Raw genomic sequence first — 18,823 nt, 5'->3', positions numbered from 1 at the left:
CCGCCGGCGTACTGGACGACGTGAAAATCGAGGCATTGACCCGCGAGAGCCTGGACCGGGTGCTGGCGCCGAAGATCGACGGATGCCGCGCGGTGTGGAACGGTCTCCGAGCGGCCGGGGTCAACCCCGACTTCCTGGTTCTGTTCTCTTCGGGCAGCTCCATCTTCGGTGGTGTCGGCCAGTACACCTACACCGCGGCCAATATGGCCGTGAAGTCGTTCGCCGAAGCGATCGCTCGCGAAGGCGCCAACGTGCTGACGGTCGGTTGGGGTCATATGACCGGTGCGGGCATGCTGGCCACCGACGACAACCTGACCCGCTACCTGGTCAATGCCGGATTCGATCGCGTCGACATGGAGGAAGGTCCGATATACCTGGAAGAAGCACTGCGACTGGGTGTCACTCGAGTGGATCTGTTCCCGATCACGTGGTCCCGGGTCGTGGCCACCGGTGGCGAACGCGTGGTCCAGACCGGTCGGCTTCAAAAGATGATCGCGACCGCGGCACAACAAGGCTCTGCATCCCTGCAATTGCGAGCCGATCTGCTCGCACTCGAAGAAGCCAAACGCAACGAGGTCGTCACGTTCATGCTCGCCGAACAATTGGCCGCGGTCATGGGTGTCGAGGCGGATTCGATCGACCTCACCATCCCGGTGCCGGAGCTCGGATTGGACTCGCTGATGGGGGTCGAATTCGGCTCGCTGGTCGCCCAACGCTTGGACATCGACTTGATGTCGCTCAAGCTCGGGCGCTCGTTCAGCCTCGAGCAGGCCGGCGCCGTGGTGGCCAACGCGATCATCGAAGGCGCCGGATCGCACGGCATGCAGGGGACATCGGATTCTACACCAGCAACAGAGGAGGTTCCCGCATGAGCGAGTCGGCACAGGATCTGGCACGCCGACTACTGGCAAGCAGCAGTCCTACCCCGAGCACGAAGACCTCGACAGTGACGCCATCCAAACCTACGAGGGCGACCACCGGGACGCGCACACGCCGAGGACCGGGAAAGCAGTTTGCCGACCATCCCGACGTCGTCGCGTCCATGGACCGGCGAGAGCTGACCGCCGCGATGTATGCGCAATCCAGCATGGTGGTCCCGACGTTCCTGGCTCGCACGGGGTCGAACGACACCGTGGTGCGAGTCACGGAGCCGACCCTCGCCGACACCGATTTGACGAATTTCAACGCCTACGACTATCTGGGCCTGAGCAAACACCCACAGGTGATCGAGAGTGCGAAACAAGCGCTCGACCAGTACGGCTGCTCGGCAGCGGCCGCCCGTGGCGTCGGTGGCGAAATCCCGTTGTACCGAGAACTGGAGCAGCGGCTGGCGGACATCTACGACGTCGACGACGCGTTGGTGAGTGCCAGCGGGTTCCTGACCAACGCCGGGGTCATCGGATTCCTACTCAAACCAGGCGATGTCGCGATCTGCGACACGCTCATCCACGGTAGCGTGATCTCCGGAATACAATGGTCCGGTGCGCGGCGACTGACCTTCCGGCACAACGATCCGGAGTCACTGCGCGCGGTGCTGCGGACCTCGCGCGATTCCTTCGATCGTGCACTGGTGGTCGTCGAGGGCCTCTACAGCATGGAAGGCACCGTCGGCCGGGTTCGCGAGATTGCTGATGTAGCCCGTGAATTCGATTGCGCAGTCATGGTCGATGAAGCGCACTCCTTCGGAGTCTTCGGCGACCATGGCTACGGGATCCGTGAGCACTATCGGATGGCTGGCGACAGCGTGGACATCTGGATGGGCACACTGTCGAAAGCGTTGGGTAGCTCCGGCGGGTTCGTCGCCGCCAATCGCGATCTCATCGGGGCCATGAAGTGGAATTCGCCTGCCGCTACGCTCACGGTCGGCCCGACTCCGCCGGCGATCGCCGCCACGTTGAAGGCGTTGGATATCATGGAAGCCGAGCCGGAGCGCCTGAAACGGCTCTGGTCCAACGCGACCGAATTCCAGGCACTGCTCATCGAGCGCGGTTTGGATCTCGGCTCCGCCGAGGGGACGCCGATATGCCCGGTGATGATGCCCGGTGAGATTCGCTCCGGCTACGCGTCGTCCATGCTGCTACAGCGCGGTGTCTATGCGGGCTGCATCGTCTCTCCGACGGTACCGATGGGCCAGGAACGACTGCGACTGTTCGTGACGTCCGAACACAAGGAGTCTCAGCTGGTCTCGGCTGCCGATGTCATCGCGGAGGTGGTGGAGTTGGCCAAACAACTTCCGGATATCAAGGTCAGTATCTAGCCGGTACCGGTTGGGGCTGGACGGGTACGAACTCCAGCCCGACCGCAATCACCCACGTCTTCGCCGCGACCGCTCAGCGCTCCTCGACCGGGCCGGTGCGCGCGGATGATTGCGGCCAGCTGCTCGTAGTCTTCTGCATGTGCGCTGGAACCGCGAAACGCCAAGCCGATCGTCCGGTTGGGGGCCGGCGCGGCGAATCGCACCACATCGAGGGTGCCGCGCGCGGTCTCCGCTGCCACGGCCATCTCCGGAATGAGCGTGATGCCGAGTCCTCCCGCGACACAGTGCACGACGGTCGCCAGCGAGGCGGCCCTGGTATCGCCGACGTCGACGGGATTGGCCTCCGCCAACCGACACACCTCGAGGGTCTGGTCCCGCAGACAGTGCCCCTCGTCCAAGAGCAGCAACGGCTGCGAGTCCAGCGCCGAGGGCGACAGGTCGGACCGTCCGGACAGTTCGTGACCACGGGGAGTGACGAGGACGAACTCCTCGGTGTAGAGCGGAATCTCGATCAAACCAGGTATGTCGGTGGGAAGAGCCAGCAATGCGACATCTACCAGACCGGTACGCACACCGTCGAGCAGCCGAGCAGTCTGGTCCTCGATGATCTGCGGACGAAGCACAGGCAAGCGTTTCCCCAGCGCGGGTAGCAACTCGGGCAGAACATAGGGGGCGACCGTCGGAATGATACCCATCCGCAACCTGCCGGCAAGTCCGTCTCCGGCTGCCGACGCGACGAATCGATCGGCGGCCTCCAAGGTGGCTATCGCCTGGGGAAGTAAGCGCACCCCAGCGGCGGTTACCAACACGCGTCGGGTGCTGCGTTCGATCAGCTGGATGCGCAGCCCGTGTTCGAGCGCCGCAAGCGCCTGGGATAGTGTGGGCTGGCTCACAGCAAGTCGCGCGGCGGCGGTGCCGAAATGACGATATTCCGCAATCGCCACGAACGCACGCAGCTGCGACAGGGTTGGCTGATAAGTCTGATCAGTCATGCCTATCAGTCTAGTGTGACCAATCACCTTTACCTTTTGCCGATCCTTCGGCAAGATCGTCCGTGAGCCCTTTGCACGCATACACACGAATATGACGAGGAGACGAGCATGGCCCTGCTGACCATCGGCGACCAATTCCCGGCATACAACCTCACCGCAGTCATCGGCGGTGACCTGTCGAAGGTCGACGCTCAGCAGCCCGACGACTACTTCACCCAGATCACCAGCGACGACCACGCCGGTAAATGGCGGATCGTCTTCTTCTGGCCGAAGGACTTCACCTTCGTGTGCCCTACGGAGATCGCCGCGTTCGGCAAGCTGAACGAGGAGTTCGAGGATAGGGACGCACAGGTGCTCGGCGCGTCGGTGGACAACGAATTCGTGCACTTCCAGTGGCGGGCCCAGCACGAGGACCTCAAAACCCTCCCCTTCCCCATGCTCTCGGACCTCAAGCGTGAACTCGCTACCGCGACCGGTGTGCTCAATGCCGACGGCGTCGCCGACCGCGCCACCTTCATCGTGGACCCGAACAACGAGATCCAGTTCGTGTCGGTCACCGCTGGTTCGGTCGGCCGCAACGTCGATGAGGTGCTCCGCGTGCTGGACGCGCTGCAGTCCGACGAATTGTGTGCGTGCAACTGGAAGAAGGGCGACCCGACCATCGACGCCGGCGAACTGCTGGCCGCCAGCGTCTGATCTCCGCCGAGTATCCAGAGCGTGCCCCGAACCATCGGCCACTCGCTGGTCGCGGCGAGGGGCCACGCGCTCGACCGGCCCACCCCGGCCACGAACCACCGCCCGCACCGGGCCGATCGAACAGAGGTATCGCACGATGAGTATCGAGAACCTGAAGAATTCCCTCCCCGGATACGCCAAGGACCTCAAGCTCAACCTGTCATCGATCGTGCGTAGCACGGTGCTGAACGAACAACAGCTGTGGGGAACTCTCCTGGCGACCGCTGCCGCGACTCGATCGACCACCACGCTGCGGGAGATCGCCGAAGAGGCCGACGACGTGCTGTCGGCGCAGGCCTACGACGCCGCACTCGGTAGTGCCTCGATCATGGGTATGAACAATGTGTTCTACCGCGGAAAGGCATTTCTCGGTGGCCGCTACGACGACCTGCGAGCTGGGCTACGCATGCAGATCATCGGCTCCCCGGGCGTCGACAAAGCCGATTTCGAACTGTGGTCCTTCGCGGTCTCCTCGATCAACGGATGCGCGCATTGCCTCGAAGCCCACGAGCACACGGTGCGCGCAGCAGGACTGTCGCGCGAAGTGATCTTCGAATCGTTGCGTGCCGCGGCCATCGTGGCCGGCGTCGGCCAGGCGGTGCAAATGGCCGAGGCGCTCAGCACCGCCGCGATCTGATGCCCGCCTGCGAAGTCCGCAGCGCCATCCGGTGCGGGTAGGCTCGGCGAGCATGGGCACGCACGTTGAGGTAGTTCGAGTGTTCACCGACGCCACTGGCCATTTCGGCAACGAACTCGGAATCGCCCGGGCGGCGGACGTGGCCGTGGCGGATCGGCAGGCGCTCGCGGCACGCGCCGGCTACAGCGAGACCGTGATCGTCGACGACCCGGTCGACGGTGTCGCCGGGGTACAAATCTTCACCCCGGCGGTGGAACTCCCCTTTGCTGGGCACCCGTCGGTGGGAACCGCATGGTGGTTTGCCGCCCGAGGCGTTCCCGTGCGAACCCTAGATGTTCCCGCGGGTGCGGTCGCGGTGGAGCTCACCGACGGATTGACCTGGATCACCGCTCGGGGTGAGTGGGCGCCGACGTTCACGTTCCATCGACTCGACGATGTCGAAGAATTGGCTGCCGCGCGCGCGAGCGATTTTCCCGACGGCGCGCATTATCTATGGACCTGGGTGGACGAACACCGCGGGACGCTGCGCGCGCGCATGTTCGCTCCGACCCTGGGTGTTGCCGAAGACGAGGCGACCGGCGCCGCGGCCGTGGCGCTCACCGCTCAGCTACGACAGAGCTTGATCATTACTCAAGGCCAGGGCTCCCAATTGTTCACACAGTGGGATTCCGACGGGTGGGTGCGCTTGGGTGGCCGTGTCGCCGCCGCCGAACCGGTGCGGGTCTAGCGTCCGCGGGTTTCGCTAGTCTGATCGATGCAATGACCACGACAGCCGCCACCGATTTCGCCGAGCTTCGAACCCGGCTGACGAATCTGTCACTTCGCGACGAGCACCGCCTTCGTCGCAAGCTGGACCGTGCTCGCAAGGGTGACCTCGACAAGGTGGCAACCGAGATCGCGGCCGCCGAACTGCGGATCGAAGCACGCCGCGCAGCCCGTCCGCGGATCGACTACCCGCAACACCTTCCGGTGACCACCCGCCGCGCGGATATCGCCGCCGCTATCGAGAAACACCAAGTAGTGATCGTCGCGGGCGAAACCGGCTCGGGCAAGACCACCCAAATCCCGAAGATCTGCCTCGAACTGGGCCGAGGTATTCGGGGCACGATCGGACACACCCAGCCTCGCAGACTCGCCGCACGTACCGTCGCCGAGCGCATCGCACAGGAGGTGGGTACCGAACTCGGCGATGTCGTCGGCTACTCGGTGCGGTTCGCCGACCAAGCCTCCGAGCACACCTTGATCAAGCTGATGACCGACGGCATCCTCTTGGCCGAGATTCAGCGCGACCGGCTCCTGCGCCGCTACGACACGATCATCATCGACGAAGCGCACGAACGCAGTCTCAATATCGACTTCCTGTTGGGCTACCTCGCGCAACTGCTGCCCAGACGTCCCGATCTCAAGGTGATCATCACATCGGCGACAATCGATCCGGAGCGCTTCGCCGGCCATTTCGCCGACGAGCAGGGCGTGCCCGCACCCATCGTCGAAGTCTCCGGCCGCTCGTATCCGGTGGAGATCCGCTACCGGCCACTAACGGTGCAGTATCCGGTTCCCGCCGACGGCAACACGACCGGAACCGACGGCTCCGGCGACGGGGACCACGCCCGGATCGTCGAGCGTGACCCGATCGATGCGATCGGCGAAGCGGTGACCGAATTGTTCGCCGCCGGCGACGGCGACGTACTGGTGTTCCTGTCGGGTGAACGTGAAATCCGTGATGCCGCCGATGCGCTCGGCGATCTGCGGCTGCCGCACACCGAGATTCTGCCCCTGTACGCGCGTCTGTCGACGGCCGAACAGCATCGGGTCTTCGCCCCGCATATCGGGCGCAGGGTGGTGCTGGCGACCAATGTGGCCGAAACCTCGTTGACGGTGCCCGGAATTCGATACGTTATCGACCCGGGGACAGCCCGGATCTCGCGGTACTCGATGCGAACGAAGGTGCAGCGACTGCCGATCGAGCCAGTGTCTCAGGCGTCGGCACGGCAACGGGCCGGTCGCTGTGGCCGAGTTGCCGACGGTATCTGTATCCGGCTGTACTCCGAAGAAGACTTCGACTCTCGACCGGCATTCACCGAACCAGAGATTCTGCGCACCAACCTGGCTGCAGTCATTCTGCAGATGACCGCGCTCGGGCTCGGCGATATCGAGAAGTTCCCCTTCGTGGAGGCGCCGGACCGTCGCGCCATCCGCGACGGAATCGCCCTGCTCGAAGAACTCGGCGCACTCGAACGGCGTCGAGGTTCGCCCACACCGGCGGCGAATACCGCAGGCGAGCGCAGTCTGTCGCTGACACCGACCGGGCGGGACATGGCTGCCTTACCCGTCGATCCCAGGATGGCACGGATGCTGGTGGAGGCGCACCGCACCGGTTGTCTGGCCGAGGTCCTGATCATCGTCGCGGCGCTGTCGATCCAGGACGTGCGGGAACGGCCTGTCGAACAACAGCAGGCCGCCGATGCTGCACATGCTCGATTCACCGTCGAGGGGTCGGACTTCTCGACCTACCTCCGTCTATGGGACTACCTCGGCCACCAGCGCGCGTCGTTGTCGTCCAATCGGTTTCGTCGACTGTGCCGACAGGAATATCTACACTACTTGCGGATTCGCGAATGGCAGGATCTGCATGGGCAACTGCGTACGATCACCACCGGCCTCGGATGGCCAGCGCAGCGGGTCCGGCGCCGATCCGGGATCACAGCTGACCCGCCGACTCGGACCGGCAAGAGACCACGGCGTAACGATTCCGGTCGCCCACGTGGCGACCGACCCTCCAGTGGGACACTCGACCGCCGGGCCACGACTGTGCACGACGACGACACCGACCCCTGGGACACCCTCGCGATCCATCGAGCGCTGTTGGCAGGCATGCTGTCGCATATCGGTGTCCGGGAGGCGGAATCCCGGGAATTCCTCGGCGCGCGAGGCGCCAAGTTCATGGTGTTCCCCGGTTCAGCGCTGGCTAAGAAACCTCCCCGCTGGGTCATGGCCGCCGAACTGGTGGAGACATCGCGGCTGTGGGGCCGGATCGCCGCGAAGATCGAGCCAGAATGGGCTGAACAACTGGCAACAGACCTTGTCAAACGCAGCTACTCCGAGCCACATTGGTCGGCCAAGCGGGGTGCGGCGCGCGCCTACGAGCGTGTCACGCTCTACGGTATCCCGCTGGTCACCGGAAGACTGGTGGGATTGGACCGGATCGATCCCGAACTGTCACGCGAGTTGTTCATCAGACACGCCCTGGTGCAGGGTGAGTGGCAGACTCGGCACGAGTTCTTCCACCGTAATCGAGCGCTGCTCCATGATGTCGCCGATCTGGAACACCGCACGCGCCGCCGCGACATCCTTGTCGACGACGAGGTGCTGTATGCGTTCTACGACGAGCACCTGCCCACCGACATCGTCTCGGTACGCCACTTCGACACCTGGTGGCGGTCGACTCGACGCACCGACCCGACACTGCTGGACTTCACGACGTCCACCGTGGTCAACGCGAACGCGGCCAGCTTGGACCCGTCGGACTTCCCCACCTCGTGGCGGCAGGGCGAACTGGCTTTCCCGCTCACCTATCAGTTCGAACCGGGCACCGAGGACGATGGCGTCACCGTTCGAATCCCGGTGGAGCAACTCGCACACGTCCGCGCGGTCGGCTTCGACTGGCTGGTACCGGGCATGCGCGAAGAGTTGGCCGTCGCGCTGATCAAGACCTTGCCGAAATCGGTGCGGCGCATGGTCGTGCCTGCCCCCGACTTCGCGGTCGCCGCGCTCGCAGCGCTGACTCCACGAGCCGAGCCGCTGCGCATCGGGCTGGCTCGAGAGTTGTCCCGGCGCAGCGCGGTCACGATCGCGCCCACCGACTTCGATCCGGCCGCGCTGCCCGATCACTTGCGTATGGCGTTCGCGGTCATCGACGACGAAGGCCGGACATTGGCGCGTAGCAAGAGCCTTGCGGAGGTCAAAAAACTTCTGGCCGAAGAAGTTTCCGCCTCGGTCGCCCGTGCCACTGCAGGAGCGGAACGACCTCCGGCCACCGTGTGGACCTCGGAGTCACTCGGCGACCTCGCACCGACGATTCGTCGGGAAGTGTCCGGGCAGGTCGTTACCGGCTATCCCGCACTGGTCACCGAAGGCGCGGGCGTGGCAGTCCGGGTGCTCAGCTCCCCTGCGGCGCAGGCTGCCGCGATGGGCACGGGCACTCGAATGCTCCTACTGCACGCATTGCCTCTGTCCGTGCGCACCCTCACCGCGGATTTGTCGCCCACGGATCGGCTTGCGCTGAGCCAGAGTCCGCACGGTTCGCTGGAGGCTCTGGTCGAAGACTGCCGTGCCGCCGCTGTCGACGAGCTGCTGACTGCTGCGGGTGGTCCCGTACACAGCCCGACCGAGTTCGACTCGCTCGTCACGCGAATCCGCCCCGACTACACCGCCGCGGTCGCCCGTGTCCTGCGATTGGTGGTACCGATTCTCGGCAGCGCCCAGCAGGTTTCGTTGGCGCTCGCACGGACCCGCGAACGCGACATCGCCGAGGACGTCCGCGACCAGGTCGACAACTTGGTATTTCGTGGTTTCGTCACCGAATTCGGCAGCGCCAGACTACGCGAACTGCCCCGCTATCTCCGGGCGGCGGCGCTGCGACTGCAGGCCTTGCCCGGATCGGCGGCTCGTGACCGCCGCAGCATGGCCGAACTCGATCGGGTGTTGGCCAGCTACGACCAGCTGATCGAATCGCTCCCACAACACCGCCGGCACGCCTCGGTAGTCACCGATATCTGGTGGATGGTGGAAGAGCTACGGGTCAGCCTGTTCGCACAGCAACTGGGTACTCCCTTCCCGGTGTCGGCCAAGCGAATCGAGAAGGCGATCGCGGCAGTCCGACGCTGAGATGGTGAAGCATCGATCGGCGGCCGACTGCCGCAGGGTCCCGATCAGTCGGCAGCCGACAACGCCTCGGCTCGCGCCTGGCGCATCTGCTGGATTTCTCGTTCGAAATCCGCGGCAGAGGAGAACGAGCGGTACACCGAGGCGAATCGCAGGTAGCCCACTTCGTCGAGGTCACGTAGCGGACCCAGAATCGCCAGTCCAACCTCGTGGCTGGGTACCTCGGGAGAACCTTTGGCCCGCACCGTGTCCTCCACCTGCTGTGCGAGCAGGTTCAGAGCGTCGTCATCCACTTCACGACCCTGGCACGCGCGGCGCACCCCACGGATGACCTTCTCGCGACTGAACGGCTCGGTGACCCCGCTGCGTTTGATCACCGACAACAGGGCGGTTTCCACGGTGGTGAATCTGCGCCCGCACTGCGGGCATGCGCGGCGACGGCGAATAGCCGCGCCTTCGTCGGCTTCACGCGAGTCCACGACCCGGGAGTCGGGATGTCGGCAGTACGGGCAATGCATCCGAAAATCCTTCGTCAATGCGCATACTCGCGTCCGGACCTGCACCGATCACGACGATCGGCCCGGCGAGCACGTGTACAGAGGGCAATACCCCAGCGCCGGAATTCCTCGCACAACACGCGGAGTACCGGCACAACACCTCGAGAATACCTGGTGAAGTACTCGAAACCAGGTACTCACCCCGCCCACCGACCCTACACCGTGCTCATCGGTCGATCAGTGAATGCGCGGCGGCGACCAGCAGTGGGAAAACGCATGGCCGGCCGTTCGCCGATCCTCGGGTCCACACGCGGAATCCGGGTCCCGACGCCCTCCCACGGTCAGCGCCCCTGGGCGTCGCCCCCATCACCTCGCCCGCTCACCACACCAACCGGCGATTCCTCGAACCCGCCGACCCAGTCACCCGCACGCGCATGCGCCACCACGATCAGGCCCATCACGACGACAGCTGTGCACAGGGCCGCGGCGGTGAGAACCGCAAAGCCGAGCTTCGCCCGCTCGACCCGATACATCGGGTCGCCACCACCGGATCGCCGGCCACCACACGCCGGGGGCCCACCTGTGCGCCCCGAACAATGGTCCTGCACCGAGCCCCGGCCAACGCGCCGGCGGCCGGACGCCGCGCCCGAACAACCTCTCGCCGAGATAGTGCTGATTGCAGTGCTCATCGGATAGACCTCCGTCGTAGGCGCTCCATTACCGTTCGAGCCAGTGCCGTTCGTTCGAATACCCGAACCGAGAGCATTCGATCAAACGTTCGAATACGTGATATCCGAGTTCTACCACGCGCGCCCGACACGATCGCGGCAAACGGCCGACACATGTCGAACAGATGTTTGATACATCCGCGCGACCGGACTAGATTCTGAAGAACCGAAGACACAACGACGAACACACGCGCCGGGCGCGAACGAATCTGGCGCACAGGAGAGGCGGTTGCGGTGAGGCACACGGGCGACACGGGTAGCGAGACCGGGGGCGGCGGCGACGCGTCGGGTACCGCTGCGGATCTCACCGTGCGTCAGCGCAAGGTACTCGAGGTGATCCGGACCTCGGTCAACGAGCGTGGCTACCCGCCGAGTATTCGAGAGATCGGCGACGCCGTGGGACTCACCTCCACCTCCTCGGTCGCGCATCAACTCCGCGCCTTGGAGCGCAAGGGCTTCCTGCGGCGCGACCCGAATCGGCCGCGCGCAGTGGATGTCCGGGGTTTGGACGAGGCAGTGCGGTCGGTGACCAAGCTGCCGGTCACCGCGGTCGATCGAGTCACTGCGAGCGAGCAGGTCGTGGAGCCCGTGGCGGCCGACGCCGATCGGCCGGCGCCCACCTTCGTCCCGGTACTCGGACGCATTGCCGCCGGCGGACCGATTCTGGCCGAACAGGCCGTCGAAGACGTCTTTCCCTTGCCGCGCGAGCTGGTCGGCGACGGTTCGCTGTTTCTACTGAAAGTCGTTGGCCAATCCATGATCGACGCGGCGATCTGCGATGGCGACTGGGTGGTCGTGCGACAGCAGAACGTCGCCGACAGCGGCGACATCGTGGCGGCGATGATCGATGGAGAGGCCACCGTGAAAACCTTCAAGCGCATCGGCAAGGACGTCTGGTTGATGCCGCACAACCCGGTGTTCGACCCGATCTCGGGCAACGATGCTCAGATCTTGGGCAAGGTCGTCACGGTCATCCGTAAAATCTGACGCTCGAGTCGGCCTGCTCGGATCCGAGCAGGCCGACTCGAGCAATGCGCAGCCGACGCCGGAGGTCGGGCTCAGGACAACTTCATGCTGCGTCCGATGATCTCCTTCATGATCTCGGTCGTACCGCCGTAGATGGTTTGGATGCGAGCATCCACATACGCCTTCGCGATGGGGTATTCGTTCATGTAGCCATAGCCGCCGTGCAGTTGCAAACAACGGTTGATCAGATCGACCTGCTCCTCGGTGCTCCACCATTTGGCCATGGCGGCTTCCTCCGCGGTGAGCTTGTCCTCGTTGAGCAACTCGACGAACTTGTCGACCATCAGGCGCACGGCTGTGGTCTTGGTGGCGAGTTCGGCGAGCACGAAGCGGGTGTTCTGCAAGCTACCGATGGGCCTGCCGAACGCCTTGCGGTCACGCACGTACTCGATCGTGGTATTCAGGCAGAATTCCATCGCTGCCGCCGCCATGACGGCGATCGACAGCCGCTCTTGGGGCAGATTGTGCATGAGATGGATGAACCCCATACCCTCGGTACCGAGCAGGTTCCGGCCGGGGACGCGCACATCGCTGAAACTCAATTCTGCGGTGTCCTGCGCTTTGAGCCCGATTTTGTCCAAGTTGCGACCCCGCTCGAAGCCGGGCATCCCACGTTCGACCACGAACAGACTGAATCCCATCGCCCCTTTGTCGGGATCGGTCTGCGCGACGACGATCACCAGATCGGCGTTGATGCCGTTGGTGATGAAGGTCTTGGAACCGTTGAGAATCCAATCGTCCCCGTCACGCACCGCGCGAGTCTTGATGCCTTGCAGGTCCGAGCCCGCACCGGGCTCGGTCATCGCGATCGCGGTAATGATCTCTCCGGAGCAGAAGCCCGGCAACCACCGCTGCTTCTGTTCATCGTTGGCCAAGCTCAGTAGATACGGGGCTACCACATCGTTGTGCAATGCGAAGCCGAGACCGGAATACTGGCCGTGTACGGTCTCCTCGGAAACGATGGCGTTGTAGCGAAAATCCACCACCCCGCCACCACCGTATTCCTCCGGGACCGCCATGCCGAGAAAGCCCTGTTTACCCGCCTCGAGCCAGACCGATCGGTCGGCGAATCCCTGCTCTTCCCATGCATCGTGGTGCGGGGCCACGTGCGACGCGAGAAATTTGCGGTACGACTCGCGGAACAGTTCGTGCTCAGGTTCGAACAGTGTGCGCTCCACGCCAACCTCCTAGTGACCACGCTGGTCGATCCACACTGACCAGTCGTTGCCTCATACCGTACCTGCTAGGAGAATCGGGATTCACTTCTGGGCGTCGATGACGGGCACCTCCCGAAGCGTCGACAGGGAATTAGCGGCCCCATCTCGACTATTGCACCACCAAGGCGCTACGCCGGGACGTTGACACCACATGAATCCTGATTAATGCGACCGATCGGTCTGCTGAGTGTGCACGCCACACCCCGAGGATCGGCCGAATGGCTCGCGAAGCGCAGAGTTCAGCGGGTCAGCCACCTGCGGGCACGTCCGGTCAGAGTACGGCCCGCGTCGCGCTCCCGTTCGGCGAACAAGAAGTTCATCTCCTCTTCCAGCGCTTTGCGCACCACGTCGCGCAATTCCACCGCCGCAGTATCCATGTCGTCAGCATCGAGCCACGGCGCCGGATCGATCGGTGCGCCCGCAGAGAAGTAGAACCGCTCGGGGCGTGGGATCACAGTAGGGCCGACTCCCCGAACCAGTGGTGGCGTCAGCTCACGACTGAGACCGAGCGCCTCGACGGTCCAACGCAGAGGACGCAAGACCGGATGGTCACCGTCGACCACGATGTCGAAGGCGTCATCGACGCCGATCGACGCGACCGGAACGATCGGAGCGCCAGCGGCGATCGCCATGCGCGCGAAGCCCGTGCGACCCTCCCATTTCAGAACGTACTTCTCGTTCTTGCGACGCACGGCCTCACGTCCACCTCCGGGAAACACGATGGCCGCCTCGCCACGCTGCAGCAGAGTCGAGCAGTTGGGCCTCGTCCCACGCACCGCACCGAAGTGGTGCAGTATATGGCGTACTCCAGGGACGTCGATCAGGACGTTCTCGGCGAGACCCCGGATGAGGCGACCGCGGCGGCGAAGTATTTCGCCCATCAACAGCGGAGCGTCGACGACACCCAGCAGATTGTGGTTGCCGACGAGTAGCACCGAACCGTCGGCGGGAATGTTCTCGAAGCCGTAGCAGCGCGGACTGGTCCACGCCCGTATCGGTCCGAGCAGGGTATCGATCAGCCATAGGTCGGTATCGGTCAACGACACCGAGAGCGGAGCACCGTCGCTGAGCGTCGGATCCGCGCTGCCGGGGTGAGGAGTAGTAGTGGAATCGAAGCGGCCGTGCGACATGAACCCTCCTGATGTCGACTCGACGATAGCGTAGCGAAATCGACTGCGTCGCATCGGTTGTGCTCGCGAATTCGCGAAAGTTCTTCTCCGATCAGCGATCCCTGTGCCCGTCAGGCCGCAACGTCGCACGGAACGTGCATGTCATGGGCGCATTTGCTGGGAAGCACGCTGGCGTGCGCAGCTGCGATGTGAAAGTACCCACATCGCAGCGGCACTCGTGCACGGGCAGTGCCCCGGATCTCCCGCCACCGGCCGGCGAGAACCTATGTCACACCGAGACGTGGTCGGCGACGTGTGGCACAGAGGACGTTCCGGCGTGCGCATAGTCCGCCAAGGCCGCGGCCAGGGCATGTGGGACGCGCGCGTGCACCCGGGTTCCGCTCTCCTCGTGGTGGGAACTCACGATGCGTCCGTCGGCATGTATGCGTGACAACAAATCACCCCGGGTATACGGCAGCAAGACGCTGATCTCCACATCCAGCCCCCCGAGTGCTTCGGCGAGCCGCTCGCGGAGCGCGTCGATACCGGTACCGCCGTGCGCGGAAACGAACGATGCTTCCGGCAACAGTGCACGCAGATGAGTGAGGTCTGTCGGACCAACCGCGTCGATCTTGTTGACCACCAGCAGTTCCGGCGGGGTGGGCAGGCCGGAATCCTTGATCACGTCCGTGACCACCTCGCGCACCGAGGCGATCTGCTCGGCCGGCAGCATGTCCGAACCGTCCACCACGTGTAACAACAGGTCGGCGCCGGAGACCTCCTCCAGGGTCGACCGAAAAGCCTCGACGAGCTGTGTCGGCAGGTGACGAACGAAGCCTACGGTGTCGGTGAAGACGACCTCGCGCCCATCGCGCAACTCGGCCCGCCGGGTGGTCGGGTCGAGTGTCGCGAACAGCGCGTCTTGGACGAGTACTCCGGCTCCGGTGAGTCTGTTCATCAGGCTCGATTTGCCGGCGTTGGTATAGCCGATGATCGCCACGGACGGGATGCCGCTGGAGGTACGACGCGCCCGCTTGGTGTCGCGTGCAATCTTCATGGCACGGATCTCACGACGCAGCTTCGACATGCGCTCACGAATCCGGCGGCGATCGGTTTCGATCTTGGTTTCGCCTGGGCCACGCAGACCCACGCCACCGTTGCTGCCCGCACGACCACCGGCCTGCCGGGACATGGACTCACCCCAACCACGCAGTCGCGGCAACATGTATTCCATCTGGGCCAGGGAGACCTGTGCTTTGCCTTCGCGTGAAGTGGCGTGCTGGGCGAAGATATCGAGGATCAACGCCGTCCGGTCCACCACCTTGACCTTGACCACCTTCTCCAGCGCGGTCAGCTGCGCGGGCGCCAGCTCACCGTCACAGATCACCGTGTCGGCCTCGGTCTCCAGCACGACCGAGCGCAGTTCGTCGGCCTTGCCGGCGCCGATATAGGTCGCCGGGTCGGGCCGATCACGGCGTTGGATCAGCGCCTCCATCACCTCCGAACCGGCGGTCTCGGCCAGCGCCGCCAGTTCGGCCATACTCGCCTCCGCTTGGGTCGCGGTCCCTGTGGTCCAGACACCGACCAGCACGACACGCTCCAAGCGCAGCTGCCGGTACTCGACCTCGGTGATGTCGGTCAGCTCGGTCGACAGGCCCGCCACGCGCCGCAGTGACGTGCGGTCTTCCAGTTGGAGTTCGCCCGTGGTCGGGTCTGCCGACCAGCCGGACCGACTCATCCGCGCGGCATGCTCGGCCACGACATCGCCCGTCGGCGCGTCCGGGGGCACGCTCGAGTCCTCGGCGGGCTCGGCAGAGCGGTCACGGGCGACCGCTGGGGTGAATTCGTACGTATCCGACTTTCTCATACACCGTCCATGCTGCCACGACATCCCCGGCGGGGGCATCTGATTATTTGCACCCCACACCGCTCACAGGTGGTCCCACCACGACCGGTTGAACCGGCCGGTGGCCACCAGCACCGATGGCCCACGCAGCCAGGCCGAGCCGCGGGTCAGGCCGACGACGACTTCTCCGCCGGGTATGCGAACACGCACGTCGCCGGAGTCCTCGGCGAGCCGAAAGCCCTCGGCGGTCAGCGCTGCGGCTGCCGCTGCGACGGTGCCCGTTCCGCACGAACGGGTTTCGCCGACGCCACGCTCGTAGACCCGCATATCGATCGCGCGCTCGGCATCCAACCCGGTGGCGATCTCGACGTTCGCTCCATACGGGAACAGGTCCGGATCGAAGCCAGGGGCAACGGTCAGATCGAGCTTGCCGAGCTCGTCTGCCGACATCCCCGGATCGACGCAGGCGAGATGCGGGTTGCCGACGTCGATACCGATCCCGGACAGGGCCCACCCCGCGACCGTCGCCGTGGACTGCCCGAGTTCGCGCACCGGACCCATACCGACAGTGACATCGGCGTCGACCGCGGTCGCTGTATGTACCGTGACCGAGCGCGCGCCGGCGCGACTGCCGACGATGTGGTCGCGGCGGTCCTCCAACCCGGACACTGCCAGGTAGTGCGCGAAGACACGCATTCCGTTGCCGCACATCTCGGCGATCGAACCATCGGCGTTGCGGTAGTCCATGAACCAGTCCTGCTCGCCGACTCCCTCCGGGATCTCGGTGAGCACCCCTGCGGCGTGGAGAGCGCCGGCGCGCGCGACCCGCAGCACGCCGTCGGCGCCGAGGCCACGCTGCCGATCACACAAGGCGCCGACCCGCGTGGCGGACAATGTCAGCTCGGCCTGCGGGTCGGGCAGCACCACGAAGTCGTTCTGCGTGCCATGCCCCTTGGTGAACTCGATATCCGGCACCGGCCCTGTCTCCCTTGTTCGTCGTCATCTGGCCAACGCCGGGCGCGGCCGGGAAATTTCGCGCGGCCACGGCCGGGTAAGGCATGTCCGGCCTTCGGGGCTCGCACGCTCGTCGAGTCACTACGTGTGGTCTCGAGCGTCGAATCGTCGCCGCTCATCGAGCATCGGCAATACCGTCGCTACCAGATCGGGTGCGGCGGCGTCCACCCACCGCACCCGCGGGTCACGGCGAAACCAGGAGCGTTGCCGGCGCACGTAGCGGCGCGTGCCGATCAGCGTGCGCTCCTGCGCGTGGCTCAAGTCGCATTCCTCGTCCAGGTACGACAAGACCTGCGCGTACCCGATCGCGCGCCGCGCGGTGACACCGTCGCGCAGACCGTGCTCGGTCAGGGCGCGCACCTCATCGACCAGCCCGCCGGCGAACATCGCCGCCGTGCGCCGCTCGATACGGCTGTCCAACGCCGCGGTATCCCGGTCGATCCCGATGATCACCGTCCCCCAGCGGGGTCGCCCGATCGTCGGCGCCGATGCGGCGAAAGGCCGGCCGGTCAATTCCACGACCTCGAGCGCCCGCACCATGCGGCGCCCGTCCGTGGGCAGAATGGCGCCCGCAGCGACGGGGTCGGCCTTGCGCAGCGCGGCGTGCACAGCCGCAGCGCCGCCTTCGAGCAGCACCGCTTCCCAGCGGGCTCGCACGGCCGGATCGGTGGCGGGAAACTCCCATCGGTCCAGTAGCGCTTGGATGTACATCATCGAACCACCCACGATGATCGGCACATGTCCGCGGTCGACGATCGCGGCCACGTCGGCGCTCGCCGCGACCTGATACGCCGCCACGGATGCGGTGTCGGTCACGTCGAGCACGTCGAGCTGGTGGTGCGCGATCCCGCGACGTTGCGCGACCGGCAACTTGGCGGTGCCGATGTCCATGCCGCGGTAGAGCTGCATCGCGTCGATGTTCACGATCTCACCACCGAGGCGCTCGGCGAGATCGAGAGCCAGGTCGGATTTTCCGGTCGCGGTCGGGCCGACGATCGCGATCGGGGCGATTGCGAAATCCGTCACCGGGCATCGTCTCCCGCGGGCCGCCAGAGGGCTACGTGGTAGCCGACTCCGAAGGGCGCGCCGCGATAACGCGTGTCGACGACCGGATCGCCCCGAAAGAGCCCGGCCAGCACCTGGTAGGCGGCTCGACCGGTGAGGACCAACTCCGTACACAACCGCGGATCGAGCTCCCCGAGCCCAGCCCGATTGCCCCTGGAGAGGAACAGATCGAGTCGGTCCTGCACGCCCTGGGCGCGGTCGTCGAGGTAGCCGGGCGCCGTGGTGGACAGCGTCGCTGCGCCGTCCACCACGACGAGAACGCCACGCGGTGTCTCGGTTCGGTCCAGATCGACGCGCAGCTTCGCGCCGTATTCGTGGCAGTACTGCGGCGCGGCGTCGGCGGACACGATGCGCGCCTCGACGGTCGCGCTCGGCGCTACCCGCCCTCGCAACCACCCGGCGATCAACGCGCCCAACGGTAGTTGCGGATCGGCTCGATCTGCGCCTGCGAGCGCCGCGGCGGAAAAGCCGACTCGGACGTCGACGCCGAATCCACGGAAAGTCCCGACGGTCTGTGGCCCCAGAGTACGTTCGATGGCGTCGGTGCCGATCACCATCCACTCACTGGTGAGGGCAGCGAAGGTCCGCATGGCGTCGAACACGGCGGCACGTAGCGCAACGACCGGGTCACGATCGCTGGTTTCGGCCCCGTCCGATACGCCGCCACACAACTGCGGCACCAGAATGGGCGGCGATGGAACCACGGCAGCGATGGTGAACACATCGCCACCGTAGTCGCCGCCGAGACCACCGGTCTGCGCCGGCTGCGAGTGTCTCGGCGGCAATCAGAGCCGGGATTGATAGTGTTCGATAGAC

The 18,823-nt window shown here is 65.2% G+C and carries 16 protein-coding genes; 7 read left to right on the top strand and 9 right to left on the bottom strand.

The window, feature by feature from the left end:
- Positions 1-872, top strand: an 872-nt coding sequence (locus K940_RS0117825; RefSeq protein ID WP_028478654.1) for a beta-ketoacyl reductase, incomplete at its 5' end; no start/stop codon positions are given.
- The gene (locus K940_RS0117820) at positions 869-2,257 is read left to right on the top strand and encodes an aminotransferase class I/II-fold pyridoxal phosphate-dependent enzyme (RefSeq protein WP_028478653.1); all 1,389 of its coding nucleotides are present in this window, start codon (positions 869-871) and stop codon (positions 2,255-2,257) included. The genes K940_RS0117825 and K940_RS0117820, both read left to right, overlap by 4 nt.
- Here the strand turns inward: K940_RS0117820 and K940_RS28930 are convergent.
- Entirely contained in the window at positions 2,254-3,249 is a 996-nt protein-coding gene (locus tag K940_RS28930; protein ID WP_081706454.1) for a hydrogen peroxide-inducible genes activator, read from the bottom strand. The genes K940_RS0117820 and K940_RS28930 overlap by 4 nt on opposite strands.
- A 108-nt stretch (positions 3,250-3,357) precedes the next feature.
- On the opposite strand from K940_RS28930, the gene K940_RS0117810 reads away from it, so the two are divergent.
- From K940_RS0117810 to hrpA, 4 genes are all read left to right on the top strand, one after another.
- Positions 3,358-3,945 carry a peroxiredoxin gene (locus K940_RS0117810; RefSeq protein ID WP_028478652.1) on the top strand — a complete coding sequence of 196 codons (588 nt, stop codon included), beginning with the start codon at positions 3,358-3,360 and terminating at the stop codon, positions 3,943-3,945.
- Positions 3,946-4,081: 136 nt separating this feature from the next.
- On the top strand, positions 4,082-4,621 hold the full coding sequence (locus K940_RS0117805; protein ID WP_028478651.1) for a carboxymuconolactone decarboxylase family protein: 540 nt from the start codon (positions 4,082-4,084) through the stop codon (positions 4,619-4,621).
- 52 nt (positions 4,622-4,673) lie between these two features.
- Positions 4,674-5,348 carry a PhzF family phenazine biosynthesis protein gene (locus tag K940_RS0117800; protein ID WP_028478650.1) on the top strand — a complete coding sequence of 225 codons (675 nt, stop codon included), beginning with the start codon at positions 4,674-4,676 and terminating at the stop codon, positions 5,346-5,348.
- Positions 5,349-5,380: 32 nt separating this feature from the next.
- Positions 5,381-9,508: an ATP-dependent RNA helicase HrpA gene (hrpA, locus tag K940_RS0117795; protein ID WP_028478649.1), complete on the top strand. Its 4,128-nt coding sequence runs from the start codon at positions 5,381-5,383 to the stop codon at positions 9,506-9,508.
- 44 nt (positions 9,509-9,552) lie between these two features.
- On the opposite strand, the gene nrdR is transcribed toward hrpA, so the two are convergent.
- Both nrdR and K940_RS0117785 read right to left on the bottom strand, forming a co-directional pair.
- Positions 9,553-10,023, bottom strand: a complete 471-nt coding sequence (gene nrdR / locus K940_RS0117790; protein ID WP_028478648.1) for a transcriptional regulator NrdR — start codon at positions 10,021-10,023, stop codon at positions 9,553-9,555.
- 320 nt (positions 10,024-10,343) lie between these two features.
- Positions 10,344-10,535, bottom strand: a complete 192-nt coding sequence (locus tag K940_RS0117785) for a hypothetical protein (RefSeq protein ID WP_028478647.1) — start codon at positions 10,533-10,535, stop codon at positions 10,344-10,346.
- Positions 10,536-11,039: 504 nt separating this feature from the next.
- Between K940_RS0117785 and lexA the strand changes: the two genes are divergently transcribed.
- Positions 11,040-11,717, top strand: a complete 678-nt coding sequence (gene lexA / locus K940_RS0117775; protein WP_369797522.1) for a transcriptional repressor LexA — start codon at positions 11,040-11,042, stop codon at positions 11,715-11,717.
- Between the two features lie 71 nt (positions 11,718-11,788).
- Here the strand turns inward: lexA and K940_RS0117770 are convergent, their stop codons facing one another.
- The 6 genes from K940_RS0117770 to K940_RS0117745 form a co-directional block, all read right to left on the bottom strand.
- Complete coding sequence (locus tag K940_RS0117770) at positions 11,789-12,934, bottom strand: acyl-CoA dehydrogenase family protein (RefSeq protein WP_028478645.1); 1,146 nt, start codon at positions 12,932-12,934, stop codon at positions 11,789-11,791.
- Between the two features lie 278 nt (positions 12,935-13,212).
- Positions 13,213-14,103 (bottom strand): lysophospholipid acyltransferase family protein, encoded by an 891-nt coding sequence (locus tag K940_RS0117765; protein ID WP_051407320.1) that lies wholly within the window; start codon positions 14,101-14,103, stop codon positions 13,213-13,215.
- 268 nt (positions 14,104-14,371) lie between these two features.
- Positions 14,372-15,820: a GTPase HflX gene (gene hflX, locus K940_RS0117760; protein ID WP_051407319.1), complete on the bottom strand. Its 1,449-nt coding sequence runs from the start codon at positions 15,818-15,820 to the stop codon at positions 14,372-14,374.
- 192 nt (positions 15,821-16,012) lie between these two features.
- Positions 16,013-16,894 (bottom strand): diaminopimelate epimerase, encoded by an 882-nt coding sequence (gene dapF, locus K940_RS0117755; protein WP_028478642.1) that lies wholly within the window; start codon positions 16,892-16,894, stop codon positions 16,013-16,015.
- 129 nt (positions 16,895-17,023) lie between these two features.
- Positions 17,024-17,968 (bottom strand): tRNA (adenosine(37)-N6)-dimethylallyltransferase MiaA, encoded by a 945-nt coding sequence (gene miaA / locus K940_RS0117750; protein ID WP_028478641.1) that lies wholly within the window; start codon positions 17,966-17,968, stop codon positions 17,024-17,026.
- Positions 17,965-18,729 carry a hypothetical protein gene (locus tag K940_RS0117745; RefSeq protein WP_028478640.1) on the bottom strand — a complete coding sequence of 255 codons (765 nt, stop codon included), beginning with the start codon at positions 18,727-18,729 and terminating at the stop codon, positions 17,965-17,967. Before K940_RS0117745 ends, miaA begins: the two co-directional genes overlap by 4 nt.
- Between the last annotated feature and the right edge of the window lie 94 nt (positions 18,730-18,823).

Origin of the sequence: Nocardia sp. CNY236, from assembly GCF_000482385.1 — a bacterium.
Taxonomy (GTDB): Bacteria; Actinomycetota; Actinomycetes; order Mycobacteriales; family Mycobacteriaceae; genus Nocardia.
This window is presented reverse-complemented; position numbering and strand designations above follow the sequence as displayed.